Source organism: Streptomyces sp. NPDC101393 (genome assembly GCF_044767385.1).
Taxonomy (GTDB): domain Bacteria; phylum Actinomycetota; class Actinomycetes; order Streptomycetales; family Streptomycetaceae; genus Streptomyces.
Genome location: NZ_JBIWNU010000012.1, coordinates 109358 through 127459 on the forward strand (window position 1 = coordinate 109358; position 18102 = coordinate 127459).

Sequence of the window (18102 nt, forward strand, 5' to 3'; positions counted from 1 at the left end):
GCGCCTGTTCGCAGGGTGGCGATGAGTCCTTCGCACACCACGGAAAGGAACCTTCCATGCGCATGTCTCGGAAGGCCGGCTTGCTCATAACCACTGCCGTCTGCGGCGCTCTGACCCTGGGCACTGCGGGAGGGGCCTTCGCGTCCACGGACGACGCGCCGGCCCGCTCCGACAGCGTCGTCAGCGCACCGGGTGCACTGGTCCCCAGTGCCGACGACCCCCCTGCCCCGCCCAAGATCCTCAGCAACGTCATCGGCGTGCTCAGACCGGTGACCGACCTGCTCAGCGACGTCCTCAAGGCCGACGAGGGCAAGCTGACGCCCACCCAGATCACCCAGCACTCCAACGCCGCCAAGAAGGCGTTCGCGGCCGCGCAGCAGGCCAAGCCGGCAGCAGGTCCCGCCGCGCCGCCGGAGCCCCGGCCCGGCAACGGCACGAACCTCAGGACCCATCAGGCCGCCCCGGAGCCCTTGGCCGATCTCCAGTCCAAGGTCGACGCGCTGCTCAAGGCAACGGCTTCGGGCAACGGCGCCGCCATTACCAGCGCCCTCAAAGCCGCTGTCGCCGCCACGGTCAATATCCTCGCCGGCGTCGCCGGCGTCTGACCGCTGGACGGAAAAGGGCCTGCGCAGCCGTCAACCGGCTCCGCAGGCCCTTTCTCGCCGTTCCCACTGTGCTTCCCGCTGCATTTCACCCCGGTCGGCGTGCCAACGCCCCGGCAACCCCATCAATCTCGCGAGGGCATTGGCACGCTTCCCTCCACACGGCCTGCCTAACGACCCGGTACGGCTTTCCTCAGTCACGAGCGAATAACAATGCCGTGCCCCGAGCGCGGACAATTACTCCACGCACCCAGGGGCACCCGCAGCAAAACCCGGGCCGCCCAGAAGAAGGAGGTCTGGGCGACCCGGGGTCTCATCAGCCGGTCAGCGGTTGCCGGCCCCGTTCGCGGAGAGCACCGGAATGTCGTCAAGAATGTGCGACAGCGCCTCGTCACCCTTGGCCTGGGTGGAGTTCTCGGTGCACTGCTGGTTCTGCGGCGAGGACAGGACGTTGATGTCCTGCACCGCGACCGGGAAGACGCCGAGCAGCGACCCGACGTTCGCCTTCGCGGGCAGACCGATGCACGGCTTGTTGAGCGAGCCCTGGATCAGGCCGATCTGCGGGCTCATGTACCCGGTGGTGGTCGAGTTTCCGTAGGCCTGCTTCGAACCGTTGCCGTTAACGGAAGTGGTTCCGTGGTCGTTACCGGTGGCCATTGCCTGCGGGGCGGCGGCAGCGGCGATACCGACAATGGACGCAGCCGCGGCTGCGGTCGCCAGAGCCTTCTTGATCATTGATGATCCTTCGTGTTTCGGGATGGCCATGGGCCGGGCAGTCTGCCCAACTCACAAAGGTGAGTTTGGTTGTTCTCGTTCACTCAAATGAGCTTGTATCCTGATCCGTCTTGCCGATCGGGATACCGCCTGGGCCGGCACGGAGGGGATTCTCCGGAATGCGGCGGTACAGCGGGCGCGGATATGTGCCGGCAGCCGGCCGAGCAATATCCGCACTCATTCACCGGAGGGACACTCCTGATGACAGTGAAGCGCGCCCGGACATTTACTTGATCGGCAGACCACCGAGCAGCGGCGTCGCCTTCTGGGCAGCACCCTTGGCGGACCCCTTGCCGACTGCCTTGCCCGCCGCCTTGCCGGCTGCCTTGCCGGCCGACTTGCCGACCCCCTGGGCGCCACCGAGCAGGTCCTTGGTGTCGGCCGCCTTGACCTTGTCGGCCGCACCCTTGACCGTGTCGACCAGCGGCGCGAACTGGTGGCCGTCCATCTGCTCGCTGTTCAGCGCGTCCGTCAGCCCGCCGTTGAGGCTCATCTGCGGAGCGGCGGCCTCGACGGCGAACGCGGGGGAGGCCGCACCCAGCGCCATGACGGAACCGGCGACAACCGCGGCAGACTTCGCGTACTTCACTTCAACTGTCCCTTCTCAGGCGGTGATTGATGGGGTCGCGACACCAGAGCCGCGTGAGCAATCATTTCGCTGCTCTGATCACCGCTTTCCCCGTGACTAACGAGAACCGACTCCGGGAGAAACCCCGAACCTCCCGGTTCTTGCCGGCGCCACCCGAAAGATCCCGGTGTTCACATTTCTTGCGACCCCGGCCGAACGTCAACCGGCCCCGGTGCGCATGGGCTGCGCACCGGGGCCGGTTCACAATGCTGCTGCTCGAATTAATCCGAGTCAGTCGTTGGTGCAGGTGTTGCCGAACGCCGGGTTGAGCACACCGATGACGTCAACCGTGTTGCCGCAGACGTTGACCGGCACGTGGACCGGGATCTGGACGACGTTGCCGGAGATGACACCGGGCGAGTTCTTGGCAGTGGCCTTGGCACCCGAGTCGGCGAACGCCGGGGTAGCCGCGCCCACCGCCATGAGCGTTCCGGCAGCAACTGCAGCGACCTTTGCGTACTTCACTTTCAGCCCTTCCTGCAGCGGGTCTGTAGCGAACACGACCGTCGTGTCGCACGGGCGGGAGAAATGCTCACCCGTAACTCCGCAGGCGATATTGGTAACGATTCCCCCGCGCTGACGTAACCCTTGCGGGGAATTTTTTCGGAGGAAATCGCCCGAATGCCACGGAGGCGTTTCGGGAGTTTCCGTGCGGCGTCCGCCAACGCGGGAAAAAGGTGCCGCAGTTCGAACAACCGAGGGGTCTACCGAATACGAATTCCTACCGACAGGGGGGATCGAGATTTCCCGGCCCTGCGGCTCGTGACAGGGGACCGCAGGACCCTGTCCGCACGGGAGGAGGTACCGGCGGTCCGGGCCTGCGGCTGATGGCGGGATCAGCGGTTGGCGACGCCGTTGCCGGAGAGCACCGGGATGTCGCTGAGGATGTGCGACAGCGGCTCGTCACCCTTGGCCTGGGTCGAGTTGTCGGTGCACTGCTGGTTCTGCGGGTTGGACAGCACGTTGACGTCCTGCACCGCGATCGGCGCGCCGCCGAAGAGCGCACCGATGTTCGCCTTGAGCGGGAGGCCGACGCAGGCCTTGTTCAGCGAGCCCTGGACGAGCTCCAGCTGCGGGCTCATCTTGCCCTTGGTGGTGGAGTTGCCGAAGGCGGTCTTGGCGCCGTTGCCGTTGATCGTGCTGGTGCCGGTGTCGTTGCCGATCGCCATCGCCTGGGGGGCGATCGACGCCGAGATACCGACGAGGGACGCGGCTACAGCCGTCGTGGCCAGGACCTTCTTGATCACGTTTTACCCTTCTCGAAGCTGGGTGCCCGTATCCGGAGCGCCCTGGTCAACTCACCTCCATGGGTGCGGTTTCGGGCATTCACCCGAATGCCGCGAATCCATAGACAGATATCACCGCATCCGGGTGGCACCCCGGCCCCGCCCTCCAGGACGCCGAAGGCCGGCACGGGAATCCGTGCCGGCCTTCGAAGCCGGAGGCCCGCGCAGCGGGCCGGCCTCGTGCGTGCCCCTGGGTCAGCGGTTGACGCAGGTGTTGCCGAACGCCGGGTTGAGCAGCCCGACGAGGTTGGCGGTGTTGCCGCAGATGTTGACCGGCACGTCGACCGGGACCTGGACGACGTTGCCGGAGATGACACCGGGGGAGTTCTTGGCGGTGGCCTTGGCAGTGGCACCGTGCGGGCCGCTGGTGGCGGAGGCCATGCCGGCCCCACCCATCACGGCGACGCCCGCGAGAGCGGACAGGGCGACGACCTTGGAGACAATCTTCACGGCGAACCTCTTTAACTGAGCAGCGTTCAGGATCTGTACGCGTCGCTTGAGCGACAGGCTGCTCAACGTGCCGACCAGACCGGAAGTAGCGGGTCATTCGGGTGAACAAGGTGCCTGGAGTGCCAGGAGGGGCCGCAGAGTCGGCTGTGGCGTCAGCCGTCGACGGGCGGCCCCGGCTCCGCCCGTCCGGCCCGTTCCGCCATCGTCACACGCCGCCGGGCTCCGGCGGCGCCTGTCGGTGAGCGAGGCTGTCCGGTGGCGCCGCGGCAGGAGCGGGAGGCGCGTTCCCCGGTCGAGACCTGGGTGCTGCGGGGCACGCTGCCTCTGCTGCCGCCGAGGGGGTGGCGGCATACAAGTGACCTTCAACGGGCCGCGGTCGTGGGTGCCGGCGGTGGCCCGGGGTGTGGGAGGGAGCCGAGGGGACGGTCGGGGTGGCGCCGTGCGACGCGCACGGGAGGTGCGGAGAGGGGCCTGCCTGACGGGCGGCTGCGCGGGGGCGGGTGGGGCGTTCGTGCCGGTCAGGGGCATTGTCAGACCCTGGTGCAAGACTCGGGTGCATGAGATGGGCGGTGGTGGAGACGGGCGACGGGGGTGCTCGTCTCTGCCCGCTCGCCCAGGACGGCAGCCCGGCGGGGCCGGTGCGGGAGGAGCGCTCGCTCGTCGAGGCGGTGCGGGCGCTTCCCGAGGTCGAGCGGTGGGTGTGGCGGTGCACCGCGGAGATCTACCGGCGGTTGCTGGCGGCCGGGGTGCGGGTCGAGCGCTGCTATGACGTCGAGGCCGCCGAGGCGCTGCTGATCGGCCATGAGGAGGGGCAGTCGGGCCAGCCGCATTCGCTTGCCGCGGCCTGGGCGCGACTGCACGGCCTGCCCGTCCCCGAGGACGCGCCGGCCCGGACCGCGGAGACCCAGCCCTCGTTGTTCGAGCCCGGACCGGTGCCGCTGCCGCCCGGCACCGACGAGTTGGCCGCGCTGCTGGAGGTCTATGCGGCGCAGGTGACGCGTACGGCGCGGACGGAGCATCCGGAGCGGATGCGGCTGCTGCTGGCCTCCGAGTCAGCCGGGATGCTGATCGCCGTGGAGATGGGGCGGGCAGGGGTGCCGTGGCGGGCCGATGTGCACCGCAAGCTGCTGGACGGGCTGCTCGGTGAGCGCTATCCGGGCGGGCTGGAGCCACGGCGGATGGCGGAGCTGGCGGAGCAGGTGTCCCGGGCCTTCGGGGCGGGCGCACGGGTGCGCCCGGATCTGCCGCAGGACATCATCAAGGCCTTCGCGGGCGCCGGGGTGACGCTCACCTCGACCCGCAAGTGGGAGTTGCAGCAGATCGACCACCCCGCGGTGGCGCCGCTGCTGGAGTACAAGACCCTCTACCGCCTGCACACCGCCAACGGCTGGGCATGGCTCCAGCAGTGGGTGCACGACGGTCGCTTCCGGCCCGAGTACCAGCCCGGCGGCACGGTCTCCGGGCGCTGGACCACCAACGGCGGTGGTGCCCTGCAGATCCCGAAGGTGATCCGGCAGGCCGTGCTCGCCGACCCGGGCTGGCGGCTGGTCGTCGCCGACGCCGCCCAGATGGAGCCGCGGGTGCTGGCCGCCGTCTCCCGCGACCGCGGCCTGATGGAGGTGGCCGGCAGCGGCGAGGACCTGTACGCGGACCTTGCGGCCCGTGCCTTCGGCGGCGACCGCGCCCAGGCCAAGCTCGCGCTGCTCGGGGCCATCTACGGCCAGACCTCCGGCGACGCCCTCAAGCACATGGCCGATCTGCGGCGCCGCTATCCGGCCGCGGTGGCGTACGTCGACGACGCGGCGCGGGCCGGCGAGGAAGGGCGGCTGGTGCGCACCTGGATGGGGCGCACCAGCCCACCCGCAAGCGTGGCCGCCCACGACGAGGCGGGTCTGCCGCAGGAGGACGCGCCCACCAGTGGCTACGGCAGCACCTCGGCGGCCCGCGCGCGCGGCCGGTTCACCCGTAACTTCGTCGTGCAGGGCAGCGCCGCCGACTGGGCGTTGGTGATGCTGGCGGCGGTGCGGCGCTCGCTGTCCGAGGCCGGGCTGCGCGCCGAGTTGGTGTTCTTCCAGCACGACGAGGTGATCGTGCACTGCCCCGCGGAGGAGGCGGAAACGGTGTCCCGGGCCGTCACCGCTGCGGCTGACGCGGCGGGCCGGATCGCGTTCGGGCAGACGCCGGTCCGCTTCCCGTTCACCACGGCCGTGGTGGACTGCTACGCGGACGCGAAGTGAGGCGCGGAGGGCGACGCGCGCGGGGGCGTGGCGACGCCGGGGCTCAGGACGGGCCCTCGACGGTGCGGATCAGGCCGCGGGTGAGGCGCACCATCGCCGCGACGAGCGGTGCGCGGGGCCGCTCGGGACGGTCCAGCCACCACAGCGCCAGCCCGTAGAGGGAACTGCGGATCGCCTCGCCCAGAGGCTCCAGCTCGTCCTCGGGGATGCCGGGGACGAACTCGCGGAGCAGTGCGACGTCCGTCTCCCGCTGTCTGCGCTGGAGTTCGCGGTGGAACGCCTGCACCTCGGCGTCCCCGGTGGTGTCCCGGAACATCATGCGCCAGGTGTACGGATGGGACTGCACATGCCCGAACCAGGCGTCGAACATCGCCTGCAGGCGGACATCCAACTCCCCCTCTCCGTCCAGCAGTTCGCGGATGGGGGCGGCGGCGAGCTCGTCACGGTGGCGCTCCAGCAGGGCGAGGTGCAGCTCCTGCTTGGAGTCGAAGTGGCGGTAGAGCATCGGCTTGCTCAGCCCGGCCTCGGCGGCGATCTCCCCGATGGTCGTGCCGGCGAAGCCGCGCTCCGCGAAGAGCCGGGCGGCGACGTCCTCGATGCGGGTCCGGGCCTCGGCGCGGGCGGCGCGGCTCCGGTCGATCTCTGTCATGCGTCCCACTTTCCTCTCCCCGCTTCCTTCTCTCCGCGGCGCATCGGTATGGCTGGATTCGGCCTGTGCACTCCGCTCGCACTGCGGGTCTCGATGAAGGATACTAGGTCGTGTACCAATCGGTACACTCATGAGTAACTTGGTGTGGGTGAGCGATCGTGCCGGTGAGCGGCGAGAGAGCCGATGAGCCTGGGCGCGCGCACCGGCGGCATCAGAAGCGGGGGTCCGAAGTGATTCTTTCCGTCCATCTCGCCGACATCGGCGTGCGCTCGGTGCGCGCCGTCCTCAAGGAGCGGCCGCGACCGGCCGCCACCCCCGGACTCCGGTACGCCGCGACCACCTTCACCGGCGCGATCGCCGCCGGCCCGCCCAAGCTGCGCCCGGGGCGGGCGGCGCTGATCGCCGCATGGGAGGATGACGCCGCCCTCGATCGCTTCCTGGCCGAGGACCCCTTCGCCGGCCTCCTGGCCGGCGGCTGGCAGGTGCGCCTGCGGCCGGTCCGGATCTCGGGCTCCTGGAGTCCGATGCCGGTCGAGACCGACCCGGCCGCGGCCATGGACGAGGAAGCCGAGCCGGTCGCCGTCCTGACCCTCGGGAAGCTGCGGCTGCGCCGCGCGGTGCCGTTCCTGCGCGCCAACTCCCGGGCCGCCGGCACGGCCGCCGCGGATCCGGCGCTGGTCGCCTCGGTCGCGCTGGCCGCACCACCGCGCTTCGTCGGCACCTTCTCTATATGGCGGAGCGTGTCGGCGATGAGCCGGTACGCCTACGGCTCCGCGCGGCCCGAGCACCGCGAGGCGGTCAAGGACCACCGGGCGGAGGCGTTCCATCACGAGGCGGCGTTCGTGCGCTGCCGCCCGTACGCCGCCCGGGGCAGCCTGGACGGCCAGGAACCCGTGGCGACGGCCGCCGCGGCCTGCGGGGCACCCCCTAAACTCCCCGGGTAGGCGGCCGGCGGCAGGCGGGGCGGCCGATGTCCGATCCGGGAAGGGACCAGCGTTGACCGACACCGAAGGGGCCGAGGAACCGTTCGCGACCGATGCGCCGGTCACGAACGGGTCGGGCACGAAGCTGAGCCCCAAGGACCGCCGGAAGCGGATCGCGGACCGGGTGCTGGCCGAGGGACAGGTCACCATCGAGGAGCTCGTCCAGGAACTCGGCGTCAGCCAGATGACGGTGCACCGGGACCTGGACACCCTGGAGCACCAGGGCTGGCTGCGGAAGGTGCGCGGCGGTGCGACGGCGACGCCCAACGCCCTCTTCGAGTCCAGCGCGCGCTGGCGCGGCGATGAGCAGGTGGCGGCGAAGGAAGCGATCTGCGCGGCCGCGCTGGCCATCGCCGAACCGGGCCAGGCCGTGATCATCGATGACTCCAGTACGGCGCTGCCGCTGGCCCGCGCCCTCTCCTCGCGCGGCGCGTACACCGTCATCACCAACTCCCTCCAGGTCATCAACGAGCTGGCCGAGGAGCCCGATATCCGGGTGATCGCGCTGGGCGGCGAGTACCACGCGGCGTTCAACGCCTTCCTCGGCATGTCCACGGCGGATATCGCCCGCAGCTTCCGCGCCGATGTCGCCTTCCTGTCCACCTCCGCGGTGGACAACGGCCACTGCTACCACCAGGCGCAGGAAAACGTCCTGGTCAAGCGGGCGTTGATGGCCGCGGCCCGGCGCAAGGTGCTGCTGGTGGACCACTCCAAGTTCGGCCGTCAGGCGCTCTACGAACTGGCGCCGCTGGCCGATTTCGATCTCGTCATTTCCGACGAGCAGCTTCCCCAGGAGGAGCAGGACGCGCTTCAATCCCTGGGTGTGCGATACGAGTTGGCGGCGGAGGGGACCCAGCGGTCATGAACGGTGAGAGCGGCGGGAGCGGTGCGAGCGGCGGCAGTGACATGGCCGGCGCGGCACGGCTGGAGCGCATCAACCCGCCCCATCTGGCGCCGCCGACCGGCTTCAGCCATGCCGTACGCGCGACGCCCGGCACCCTGGTCTTCCTCGCCGGGCAGACCGCTCTCGACGGCTCGGGCCGGATCGTCGGTACCGGCATCGTCGAGCAGTTCGAGCGGGCGCTGACCAACCTCCTGGCGGTGGCGGCGGCCTCCGGCGCCGCCGCGGCCGATATCGCCAAGCTCACCGTCTTCGCCGTGGACATCGCCGACTACCGCCACCACGCCCGGGACATCGGCCGGGTGTGGAAGCGGCTGGTGGGCGCCGAGTACCCGGCCATGGCCGTGATCGGCGCGACCCGTCTGTGGGACGAGACGGCTCTGGTCGAGCTCGAAGGCATCGCCGTCGTCCGCTAGGTCCTGTCGGCCCAGGGCCTGGCCGCACCGCCCCTTGGGCTCACGCCCGGTGGTGGGCCACCAGCGCCTCGGCGTCGCCGGGCGTGAGGCGGATCCCGAATTCCGCCTCCAGCAGGCCCGGGATCTCCTCCGGAGCCACCTCGCGAACCTCGCTCGTCCAGTCCGGGCGGGTCCGTGTCAGCTCCCGGCCGATCAGCGAGCTGCGCAGGTCGGGGCGTGGGTGCAGCGCGACCATCCGGCTGACGAACGGGGAGTGCGCATGGGTCGAGGTGTAGTGGTTGAAGACGGCGTAGTCGACGGGGTAGCGCGCTTCCGTACCGAAGGCGTAGAGGTCGAACCAGCCGTCCTCGTGGGCCGATCGCAGGACCCAGGTCGCGGTGTCCTTCTCGTATGCCAGGCCGAACGTCCAGCCGCCCTGCCGGGCCTCGACGCCGTCCCGTAGCGGAAGCGGTGCGAGCAGTGCCTCGCCGCCGAAGCCGACGTCGGTGATCCAGGCACCGTCGGACAGCTCGACCTTGAGCAGCGCGTGGGTGACGGGGCGCAGCCGGTCATCGCCCAGCCGGATCCGGGCGCCGAGGCCGGAGACGTGGAAGCCGAGCCGGTCGAGAGCGGCCGCGTAGAGCAGGTTGTGTTCGTAGCAGTAGCCGCCGCGGCGCGCGCGGACCAGCTTGGCCTGCAGCGTTTCCAGGTCCAGCAGGATGGGGCGGCCGAGGATGATGTCGATGTTCTCGAAGCCGATCGACGCGGCGTGCCCGGCGTGCAGCTTCCGCAGCGTCGCAAGGTCCGGCGTACGGTCGCCGTCGAAGCCGATGCGGGCGAGGTAGGCATCGAGGTCCAGCCGGTCCCCGCCCCATACGGACGCAGGTGGCGGGGCGGTCGGCGGGGTGGTCGGGGAATCGGGCATGGAGCCATTTTCCTGCCTTTCCGGCAGGAGCGGAAAAACGGGCCAAGGGCATCCGCCCCACCGTTTCCTCCGGTGGGGCGGATGCCCCTGGCGTCCGCATGCTCGCTGCTCGTGCCCGCTCCCTCAGGCCTCGGGCGGCAGGCCGTTCAGCTCCGGCCGCGGGCCGTACCCACCGCGTCCTTCTTGAACGCCCAGGCCATCTTGGGTTCCATCGCGAAGCGGAACATCCGCTGCACAGGTGGTGTGCACAACACCGTGATCACGCCACCGGCGATCAGGGTCAGCAGCACCGCGCCCCACGGCGTGTGCATCCAGGGGGTGTCGTACCAGTCCCCGAAGCGGGAGCCCTTGGCGAGGAAGCCGTGCAGCAGGTAGCCGTACAGCGTGCCCGCGCCAAGCGCCGTGCACCACATCGTGCGGCCGGGCACCCAGGCGAAGAAGCAGGCCACCAGCACCAGCGAGCAGCCGAACATCGCGAGGGTCATCACCGCGCCGCTCCACCAGGGGGCGGCGAGCTCCTGCGCGCTGTCCCGGTGGTAGAACCACGCGGCGTTCATCCGCGGCGCCGCCCAGTAGGCGAAGACCAGCGCGGTGGCGAAGACGGGTACGGCGATGATGCGGGCCTGCCGGCGCCGGACGAGCTTGAAGTGCTCCGGGCGCAGGCACAGGCCGATCACGAAGAACGGCAGGAACTGCAGCACCCGCTGGAGGTCCAGGTCGTCGCCGATGTCCGGTGACACGGACGCGAGGACGGCGATGGCCAGCGCGAGGGGGACCGGCCAGCGCACGATCTTCCACAGCGGGGTGGTCAGCCGCCACACGAACAGCGCCGCCAGGAACCACGTCAGGTACCAGGGGTCCATGAGGCTGATCGGATAGCCCGGATCGTCATCGGCGACCCGCTTGAAGAGGGTGTACGCGACCTCGAAGAGGATGTACGGCACCGCGACGCCGGTGATCAGCCGCTGCAGCCGGTCCTTGCGCATGTCGAAACTGCGCGAGAAGTAGCCGGAGATGATGATGAACGCCGGCATGTGGAAGGCGTAGACGGTGATGTAGAGGGCAGCGGCCGACCGGCTGCCGTCGCGCAGCGGCTCCCAGGAGTGCCCCATCGCCACCAGCACGATGGCGAGGTACTTCGCGTTGTCGAAGAACGCGTCGCGCGGCTTGGCCTTGGCGTCGCCCTTGGCCTGCTCCTTGGCCGGCTTCTTGCCGTGTGCCTTGGGCTTGGCATGGGACGCGGCGCCGGGCGCTCTTCCCTGGCCGCCGTCCCTGACACCCGGGCCCGTCCGCGGGGCGCCGCCGGTGACCGGCGAGGTCAGCGTGGCGGTGCCCGCCGTGGTGCTCGCGGGAGTCGAGGCGTCGGTCGGCATCTGCCGCGGCAGCGGAACCCGCCGTTCACCGTAAGCCGGAAATTCGTTCGTCAAGGGCCCTCCCGGAACGAACCCAGGGGAGGAGCTGGACGCGGGCCCGCACCGGGCCCCAAATCGGAACCCAAAAGCCAAGTCCTGCGTCTTAGTTCTTTTACGGGGAGAGTGGCGGCGTCGAACATCTCAGGCACCTTAGCCTCGCCACGGGAATCCCGTAAATCCCCGCCCGGCGCACGCCACACGCCGCGCGTCCGCCCTCCACAGCTCCTTCACCCGCACGGCCCAACAGGGCCCGCCCGCACGGCCGTCGCCACCTGCGGAACTCGTGGGAGCGGCCGGAATCCGACGGTTCTAGACGATGATTCCTTCGATGCCGCGCAGCGATGCCGCCCGCGATCCCGTGTCCTTTCCCACATCCCACGCATAGATCTCCAGCGGCCGGCCGTGCGGGCCGCGCAGCCGGTGCACGGCCGCGACCCAGCGCGAACCGGCCGCCGACAGACGGGGGTTGATCTGGTCGGCGAATCGCGCACAGCGGGCCAGCGCGGCCCCGGAAGGCGCCCCGAGAATGCCTGTACGCAGCTGCGGAGCCAGCTCGTGCACAGCTTTTACACAGCTCACGCAGAAGCTTTGGACAACGATCCGGCGTCCGGCATGCGCGCGATCCAGCCATCTCTGTGCGCGGAGTTCGCCGATGACCTGCTTCTCGATTCCGCGGTAGGGGTGGTCCTTGGGTGATTTGATCTCCAACAACAGGCGCTGCCCGTTGTGCTCCAAACGGTGCAGATAAGTGGCGAGCGTCGGCACCCGCTCCCCCGCGAAACGCCTCCCGAACCAGCCACCGGCATCCAGCCGGGCGATCTCGGCGGCCGTGAAATCCCGTACCCGCCACGGCGCGCGGCCGGGGAACAGCTGCTCCGCGTCCGTCGTCCGCTTCAGCGTGGCGTCGTGGATCACGACCAGCTTGCCGTCCTTGGTGCGCTGCACGTCGTTCTCAACCCAGGCCAGCCCCCGGCGGTGCGCGGCGTCCACGGCGGCGAGCGTGTTCTCCGGAGCGTCACGGGAGGCGCCGCGGTGCGCGATCAGCAACGGGCGCCCGCCTCCCGGCACCGGCCCCGCGACCGCCGCCGCCACGGCCGGCTCCTCCGCCCCGAACGCGACAGCCGCCGATGGCACCGCCGCCGTGATCAGGAACGCGACCCCGGCCGCGGCAACCCGCCTCGATCTCCGCCACATGCGGGAGCCTCCCGGTCACTCGCGGGCGAGAACGCCCGCGTCAGCTGCCCCCTAAGGCCTTTCCCTCCGGGAATACGGCTTTCCCTCAACATGCCCCCACCCCTCCACGCCCGCCACACGAGCACCCCGCCAGGCACCCATCCGAGCGGAAACCGAGGGCGGCCTTCCGGGATGTCCCGGCGCCGGGCCGGATCCGCAGAAAGCGGCTCCGCACGGTCCGCCGTCCCAACAAAGGCCCAACGGATCGCCAAGGAACGCCCAGCGGGCAGCCAAGTCCGCCGGATCGCGCCACGGGAATCAGCCACGGTGCGGGGAGAGCGAGGGTGGCCGGAATTCCGGGGTGTGCGGCCGGCGGTCCGGCGCGGGGCGAGGGTGCGCCGGGGCGAGCGCCGGACCGTATTCGGGACACACCCCCCGCGCCACCGGCCCGATGGGCCGCGCGTTCCGAATTCTGGGCGTACCGGTTTGGTTTTGCGATGTCCAGCGGCCGCGCGGCCAGACGCTTTCCCGATGGCGCGGAATGAAGCATTCCGCGGCTGAATCACCGCAATGACTGGGTAAATAGACGAAGCGTCAGGCGGGCCGCAGGTTGTGCCGCATATCACTGTTGACCGCCTTAAGTGGCGTGTGCAACCGTCACCCCTGCCAGGGAATGTCATGGCACATCGCGGGCCTACTCAATGGTGCGCATGGTTCGATGACCGTTGAACTATCCATCTCTCTGCTGGAAGTTCTCGGAGCTCACGGGGGAGTCATGATCACGCGAAACGACCTTTCTCTTTATTCGCTCACGGATATCCTTGCCGAGCAGGAGAGCCTTCCCAAGGAAGTCCGCGACCCCTTGGTGGCGGTCGCGGACTGGAGCTGTGAATTCCTGATACCCGGCCATCCGGAGTTAGGCCGCTCCGGCCCCGTCTGCCCCTACACCAAGCCTTCGATGGGCAAGGGCCACTTCTGGTACTCCTGCCCTGACGTCGGCGCGGAGCCGTCCGACGTGGCGGATACGGTGCTCCGGTACCTGGAATGGCACCAGGAGATGGCCACCGCGATCGACGAACGCGAACGGCAGTTCCTGACCTTCCTCATCGTGCTGCCGGCCGTCGATCCGGACTCCCCCGACGCCCTGGACGAGATTCAGCTCCGCCTCAAGGGCGAGTTCGTCCAACGGGGCATCATGGTCGGCCAGTTCCATCCCCGGTGCGACCAGCCGGGATTGTGGAACGAGGATTTCCGTCCGCTGCGGTCGCCCGTACCGCTCCTGGCCATCCGCTACATGGTCCCGTTCGACCTGCCGTTCCTGGTCGGCCACCGGCAGCACCTGGAAGCGTATCTGCACACCTTCGCCCCCGATATTCCCGCGCGCGTGCGCACCTATCTCGCCGAATTGGCGGCCACGGCCGCGTGAGTGGCGTACGGAACACCTCCGGGAGAGACGAGGCAGGTATGGGTGTGCGGTTCAGGACGGCACTCGGGGATGTTTCCCCGTATCAGGCCGGGCGCGGTGGCGGCGAGGGAACGGACCACCCCGACGGCGCGGAGAAGGCCCTGCTCGCGCAGAACGAAGGGGCCTTCGGGCCGGTGGCCGCAGCACAGCGCGCCATCCAGGAGGAGGCCGCGCAGGGGCACCGCTATCCGGAATCAGGGTTCGCGGGCCTGAAGCGGGAAATCGCCGCCTACCACGGAATTCCCGCCGACAACGTCTTTCCGGCGGCCGGGAGTTGCGCGGTATTCCACTATCTTTCGCTGTGCCTGCTCGACCCCGGGGACGAGGTCCTCTTCTGCTCCCCGACCTTCGGCGCCTACGGGCTGGAGGCCCGGAAGATGGGCGCGGTGCCGGTGTCCGTTCCGCTGGACGCCGAGGGGGCCTATGACCCGGCGGCCCTCCTCGCGGCCGTCTCGGACCGCACGAAGATCGTCTATGTGGCGAACCCCAACAACCCCACGGGTGGTCTCGTCCCCCGTGCCGCCCTGTCCGCGTTCCTGGACGCCGTACCCGCGCATGTCCTCACCGTCATTGACGAGGCCTACTTCGACTACGTCGACGACCCCGCCTACCCGGATGCCATCGCCGAGTTCTTCTCCGACGAGCGGCCGGTTGCGGTGACCCGTACGTTCTCGAAGATCTTCGGTCTTGCCGGTCTCCGGGTGGGCTACGGCGTCCTGCCGGCGGACATCGCGCGGAAGCTGGCGAAGGTCCAGATGCCGTTCGAGGTGAACAGGTTCGCCCTGGCGGCCGCCACCGCCACCCTCCGGGCGGATCCGGCGGAGATCCGGCGCCGGCGCGAGGCCACGGCAGCGGGCCGGCTGCGGCTGGTCGGCGAACTCGGCGCCGCGGGCTTCGCGCCCCTGCCCGCGAGTGCCAACTTCGTCCAGATACGGGTGGGGGACGCGGCCGCGGTGGCACATGACCTGGCGGAACGCGGCGTCCTGGTGCGCCCTCTGGGGTCGTGGGGGCAGCCGGACAGCATCAGGGTCACCGTCGGGACCGTTGAGGAGACCACGCGGTTCCTCGATGCCTTCCGGTCGGTCATGGCGACCGGCACCCCGTCGTGACGACGGCGTCCGGCCCCCGCAAGGAGACGGACGGCGCCGCGCCCGCCTACCCCGAGCAGCACTACATCGGGGGACGTTGGTGCGCGCCGGACGGCGCCGCGACGACCCTGCCGCTGGTGAATCCGGCGGACGGCACGCGCTGGGGCGGCATTCCCACGGGCTCGGCCGCCGACGTCGACCGTGCCGTGGAAGCCGCCGCGGGGGCACTGCGGTCCTGGTCGGCCACCTCGCCCCGGGAACGCGGCCGGCTGCTGCTGCGGCTGGCCGACGGACTCGACGCCCGCGCGGAGCGGATGGCCCGGGACATCACCCACGAGATGGGGACACCCCTCGGGGAGAGCCGCCGCCTCCAAGTGCCGCTGGGCATCCGGACCTTCCGGCGCACCGCGGAGATCCTGAGCGGGATGTCCGCGCGGGAGGACCTCGGCGCCACCGTGGTGCACCACACGGCGGTCGGCACGGTCGGCTGCCTCACCCCGTGGAACTACCCCCTCTATCTGGTGGCGACCAAGGTCGCCCCCGCGCTCGCCGCCGGCTGCACCGTGGTGATCAAACCCAGCGAGCTGGCGCCGGGCGGTGCCCTGCACCTGGCCGACGTCGCGCACCGGGCCGGTCTGCCCCCGGGCGTGCTGAACGTCGTCCTGGGTGACGGCCCGGAAACCGGCCGGGCGCTGGCCGGGCACCCCCGGCTGGACGCCCTGTCCTTCACCGGCTCCGCCGCCGTCGGCCGGCGGGTGGCGGCCGAGGCCGGTGCCGCCCTGACCCGCGTCACGCTGGAGCTGGGCGGCAAATCCCCCAGCGTGCTGCTGCCCGACGCGGACCTGGAGCCTGCGGTGAGGGCCACCGTGCAGAAGGCGTTCCAGAACGCCGGGCAGACCTGCGCCGCGCTCACCCGCCTCCTGGTTCCCCGTGCGCAGCTCCCGGACGCGGCCGACCTCGCGAGCGGCTGCGCCCGGCGCTACCTCCCCGGCCCGCCGTCCGACCCCGGAACCGTCCTCGGCCCCCTCGCCTCGGAGGCCCAGCGCACCCGGGTCGCCGCGTACATCCGCAGCGGCACCGCGCAGGGCGCCCGGCTGATCACGGGCGGGCCGGACAGGGTCCGCGGCCTCGAAGCGGGGGCCTTCGTCCACCCCACGGTGTTCACGGACGTCCCACCGGACGCCGCCATCGCCACCGAGGAGATCTTCGGCCCGGTGCTGTCCCTGATCCCGTACGACACCGAGGACGAGGCGCGACGGATCGCCGACGGTCTGGGATCCGGCCTCTCGGCCGCCGTCTGGTCCCGCGATGAGGAACGCGCATACCGGCTGGCCAGGGGGCTTCGGGTGGGCAGCGTGTCGGTCAACGGGGCGCCCACGCACCCCGATGCGCCGTTCGGCGGCTTCAAGGAGTCGGGGTTCGGCCGCGAGCGCGGCCGGGCCGGCATCGAGGAGTTCCGGACCACACAGGCAGTGCACCGGACGCCCCCGCGCGTCGGGGACGAGTGAAAGGCAGGAACAGCCCGTGCCCAGGATCACCGGCGGTCAGGCCGTCGTGGACGCCCTGTCGTCCCACGGATTCGACACCCTCTTCGGCCTGCCCGGAGTGCAGAACGACTGGCTCTACAACGCCCTTTACGACGCGGACGGTGCGATCCGCGTCATTCACACCCGCCATGAGCAGGGCGCGATGTACATGGCCCTGGGGCAGGCACTGGCCACCGGGAAACCGGCCGTGGCCAACGTCGTCCCCGGACCCGGCGTGCTCAACGCCGGCGCGGGCCTCGCGACCGCCTATGCCCTCAACGCCCCCGTGCTGCTGCTCGCCGGGCAGATCCCGCTGCCTGCCATCGGCCGGTCGCTGGGCGTCCTGCACGAGCTGCCCGACCAGTTGGGGCTGCTGCGCTCACTGACCAAGTGGGCGGGACGGATCGACGACCCGGCTCAGGCTCCGTGGCAGGTGGCCCTCGCCATGCAGCAGTTGCACTCCGGCAGGCCGGGGCCGGTCGCCCTGGAGGTGCCGATGGATGTCCTCGCGACACGTACGGAGGTGGCCCTGCCCAGCCCGTCGCTGCCGCCGGCGCCCGCGCCCGTCGACACCGAGGCCGTGGAGAAGGCGGCCGAACTCCTGGGCAGGGCCGAGCGGCCCATGGTCATCGTGGGCGGCGGGGCGCAGGACAGCGCGCCCGAGGTGCGGCGGCTGGCGACGGTGCTGGAAGCGCCGGTGGTCGGCTACCGCAACGGCCGGGGCATCGCGGACAGCCGCGACTACCACAGCCTCACCCAGCCGGCGGCGCGCGGACCGTGGGACGCGGCGGATGTCGTACTGCTGCTCGGCACGCACGCCAGGGTGCCCGTCCAGAAGTGGCCGCAGAGCCCGGACCGCACGCTCATCAGGGTTGATGTGGACGCTGCCGCCCTCGCCCGCAACCACCGTCCCGACCTCGGGATCACCGGCCGGCTGCAGGACGTCCTGCCGCTGCTGCTGGACCGCGTCGAACGCCACAACCGCCGCCGCGCCTCGCGCGAGGAGGAATTGCGCGCCGCCCGTGGCGAGTGGGAGCGCCGGAGTGCGGTTCTCGAACCGCAGATTTCCTATCTCAAGGTGATCCGGGAGGCACTGGGTGAGGACGGAATTCTCGTTGACGAACTGACCCAGGTCGGCTTCGCGAGCCGTATCACGTATCCGGTGTACCATCCCCGCACCTTCATCTCCACCGGCTATATGGGCACGTTGGGATATGGGTTTCCGACCGCCCTGGGGGTGAAGGTGGCCCGCCCGGACGTCCCGGTCGTCTCCGTCACCGGCGACGGCGGATTCATGTTCGCCTCCGCCGAACTCTCCACCGCCGTGCAGCAGAACATCGGCCTGGTGACCCTGGTGTTCAACAACGACAAGTACGGCAATGTGGAACAGATGCAGCGCACCCAATACGGCGGCCGGGTCATCGCCAGCGAACTCGTCAATCCTGATTTCGTGATGATGGCCGAATCCTTCGGTGTGGAGGCCTACCGGGTCACCTCCCCTGCCGCACTCGCCGGCTGCCTGCCCAAGGCGATCGACAGCGGCCGGCCCGTCCTCATCGAAGTCTCCGTGTCAGACATGCCGAGCGTCGACCAGTTCCGCTAGCAGAA

Annotated in this window: 18 protein-coding genes; 9 read left to right on the forward strand and 9 right to left on the reverse strand. The window is 70.4% G+C overall.

The genetic code is table 11. The annotated features are described in order from the left end of the window. Positions 1 to 56: 56 nt before the first annotated feature. Positions 57 to 605 carry a hypothetical protein gene (locus ACIRQ7_RS32650; protein ID WP_404266208.1) on the forward strand — a complete coding sequence of 183 codons (549 nt, stop codon included), beginning with the start codon at positions 57 to 59 and terminating at the stop codon, positions 603 to 605. A gap of 321 nt (positions 606 to 926) precedes the next feature. Here the strand turns inward: ACIRQ7_RS32650 and ACIRQ7_RS32655 are convergent, their stop codons facing one another. The 5 genes from ACIRQ7_RS32655 to ACIRQ7_RS32675 all read right to left on the reverse strand — a co-directional run bounded on the left by ACIRQ7_RS32655 (position 927) and on the right by ACIRQ7_RS32675 (position 3734). Next, positions 927 to 1337 (reverse strand): rodlin, encoded by a 411-nt coding sequence (locus tag ACIRQ7_RS32655; RefSeq protein WP_401465534.1) that lies wholly within the window; start codon positions 1335 to 1337, stop codon positions 927 to 929. 265 nt (positions 1338 to 1602) lie between these two features. Continuing rightward, the gene (locus ACIRQ7_RS32660) at positions 1603 to 1965 is read right to left on the reverse strand and encodes a hypothetical protein (protein ID WP_404266209.1); all 363 of its coding nucleotides are present in this window, start codon (positions 1963 to 1965) and stop codon (positions 1603 to 1605) included. Positions 1966 to 2235: 270 nt separating this feature from the next. Continuing rightward, entirely contained in the window at positions 2236 to 2469 is a 234-nt protein-coding gene (locus ACIRQ7_RS32665) for a chaplin (RefSeq protein ID WP_404266210.1), read from the reverse strand. A 371-nt stretch (positions 2470 to 2840) separates the two neighbouring features. Next, positions 2841 to 3248 carry a rodlin gene (locus ACIRQ7_RS32670; RefSeq protein WP_401465926.1) on the reverse strand — a complete coding sequence of 136 codons (408 nt, stop codon included), beginning with the start codon at positions 3246 to 3248 and terminating at the stop codon, positions 2841 to 2843. A gap of 237 nt (positions 3249 to 3485) precedes the next feature. Next, on the reverse strand, positions 3486 to 3734 hold the full coding sequence (locus ACIRQ7_RS32675; RefSeq protein ID WP_401465923.1) for a chaplin: 249 nt from the start codon (positions 3732 to 3734) through the stop codon (positions 3486 to 3488). A 563-nt stretch (positions 3735 to 4297) separates the two neighbouring features. Between ACIRQ7_RS32675 and ACIRQ7_RS32680 the strand changes: the two genes are divergently transcribed. After that, on the forward strand, positions 4298 to 5977 hold the full coding sequence (locus tag ACIRQ7_RS32680; protein WP_404266211.1) for a bifunctional 3'-5' exonuclease/DNA polymerase: 1680 nt from the start codon (positions 4298 to 4300) through the stop codon (positions 5975 to 5977). Positions 5978 to 6020: 43 nt separating this feature from the next. Here ACIRQ7_RS32680 and ACIRQ7_RS32685 read toward each other — a convergent pair whose 3' ends face one another. After that, complete coding sequence (locus tag ACIRQ7_RS32685; RefSeq protein WP_404266212.1) at positions 6021 to 6626, reverse strand: TetR/AcrR family transcriptional regulator; 606 nt, start codon at positions 6624 to 6626, stop codon at positions 6021 to 6023. 230 nt (positions 6627 to 6856) lie between these two features. Between ACIRQ7_RS32685 and ACIRQ7_RS32690 the strand changes: the two genes are divergently transcribed. Genes ACIRQ7_RS32690 through ACIRQ7_RS32700 form a run of 3 tightly spaced genes read left to right on the forward strand, consistent with a single transcriptional unit; the run spans position 6857 to position 8926 of the window. After that, complete coding sequence (locus ACIRQ7_RS32690; RefSeq protein WP_404266213.1) at positions 6857 to 7570, forward strand: spheroidene monooxygenase; 714 nt, start codon at positions 6857 to 6859, stop codon at positions 7568 to 7570. Between the two features lie 52 nt (positions 7571 to 7622). Continuing rightward, positions 7623 to 8474 carry a DeoR/GlpR family DNA-binding transcription regulator gene (locus ACIRQ7_RS32695; protein WP_401465521.1) on the forward strand — a complete coding sequence of 284 codons (852 nt, stop codon included), beginning with the start codon at positions 7623 to 7625 and terminating at the stop codon, positions 8472 to 8474. Between the two features lie 41 nt (positions 8475 to 8515). After that, positions 8516 to 8926, forward strand: coding sequence for a RidA family protein (locus tag ACIRQ7_RS32700; RefSeq protein ID WP_404266265.1), 411 nt, complete (start codon positions 8516 to 8518; stop codon positions 8924 to 8926). Between the two features lie 40 nt (positions 8927 to 8966). Here ACIRQ7_RS32700 and ACIRQ7_RS32705 read toward each other — a convergent pair whose 3' ends face one another. From ACIRQ7_RS32705 to ACIRQ7_RS32715, 3 genes are all read right to left on the reverse strand, one after another. Further along, on the reverse strand, positions 8967 to 9830 hold the full coding sequence (locus ACIRQ7_RS32705; RefSeq protein WP_404266214.1) for an arylamine N-acetyltransferase: 864 nt from the start codon (positions 9828 to 9830) through the stop codon (positions 8967 to 8969). 146 nt (positions 9831 to 9976) lie between these two features. Beyond that, positions 9977 to 11257, reverse strand: coding sequence for an acyltransferase family protein (locus ACIRQ7_RS32710; protein ID WP_404266215.1), 1281 nt, complete (start codon positions 11255 to 11257; stop codon positions 9977 to 9979). A gap of 294 nt (positions 11258 to 11551) precedes the next feature. Then, complete coding sequence (locus tag ACIRQ7_RS32715) at positions 11552 to 12436, reverse strand: glycerophosphodiester phosphodiesterase (RefSeq protein ID WP_404266216.1); 885 nt, start codon at positions 12434 to 12436, stop codon at positions 11552 to 11554. A gap of 697 nt (positions 12437 to 13133) precedes the next feature. Here ACIRQ7_RS32715 and ACIRQ7_RS32720 point away from each other — a divergent pair. From ACIRQ7_RS32720 to ACIRQ7_RS32735, 4 genes are read left to right on the forward strand one after another with little or no spacing between them, the layout of a single operon-like run. Continuing rightward, positions 13134 to 13841 (forward strand): DUF6875 domain-containing protein, encoded by a 708-nt coding sequence (locus ACIRQ7_RS32720; RefSeq protein WP_404266217.1) that lies wholly within the window; start codon positions 13134 to 13136, stop codon positions 13839 to 13841. Between the two features lie 38 nt (positions 13842 to 13879). Then, on the forward strand, positions 13880 to 14989 hold the full coding sequence (gene hisC, locus ACIRQ7_RS32725; protein ID WP_404266218.1) for a histidinol-phosphate transaminase: 1110 nt from the start codon (positions 13880 to 13882) through the stop codon (positions 14987 to 14989). Next, a complete protein-coding gene (locus tag ACIRQ7_RS32730; protein WP_404266219.1) occupies positions 14986 to 16476 on the forward strand; it encodes an aldehyde dehydrogenase family protein in 1491 nt (496 codons plus the stop codon). Before hisC ends, ACIRQ7_RS32730 begins: the two co-directional genes overlap by 4 nt. Positions 16477 to 16492: 16 nt before the next feature. Next, complete coding sequence (locus ACIRQ7_RS32735) at positions 16493 to 18097, forward strand: thiamine pyrophosphate-dependent enzyme (protein WP_404266220.1); 1605 nt, start codon at positions 16493 to 16495, stop codon at positions 18095 to 18097. Positions 18098 to 18102 lie beyond the last annotated feature (5 nt).